The sequence below is a fragment of the Shinella sp. M31 genome (assembly GCF_049199205.1).
Classification (GTDB): domain Bacteria; phylum Pseudomonadota; class Alphaproteobacteria; order Rhizobiales; family Rhizobiaceae; genus Shinella.
Genome location: NZ_JBLZPH010000197.1, coordinates 1 through 263, shown reverse-complemented (window position 1 = coordinate 263; position 263 = coordinate 1). Strand labels below are relative to the sequence as shown.

General features: G+C 58.9%; 1 protein-coding gene. It reads right to left on the bottom strand.

Features of this window, described 5'->3' with window-relative positions; all coding sequences use genetic code 11:
- The coding region (locus ACOZKU_RS27735) for a hypothetical protein (RefSeq protein WP_421581607.1) at window positions 1-263 on the bottom strand (263 nt) is incomplete at both ends.

Here is a 263-nt window from a genome sequence, read left to right as displayed (position 1 = left end):
GACCAGCAGCGTACCGTTGACGACGCTTGAGGCCGTGAACCTGACCCCGGTGGCGCCGTCGTCGGCATCGCTAAAGCCCAGATCGGCAGCGGTCAGCGTATAAATGCCTCCTTCAGAAACGGTGGCTTTGAGATCACCCGTCAGCTTAGGCGCATCGTTGACGGGCGTGACGGTCAGAATGAATGGCGACGTGGTTGGTACGGAGCCGTCCTCGTTACCGTCTTCGACAAGCACCTTGAACGAGGCCTTGAGAGTTTCAGAAC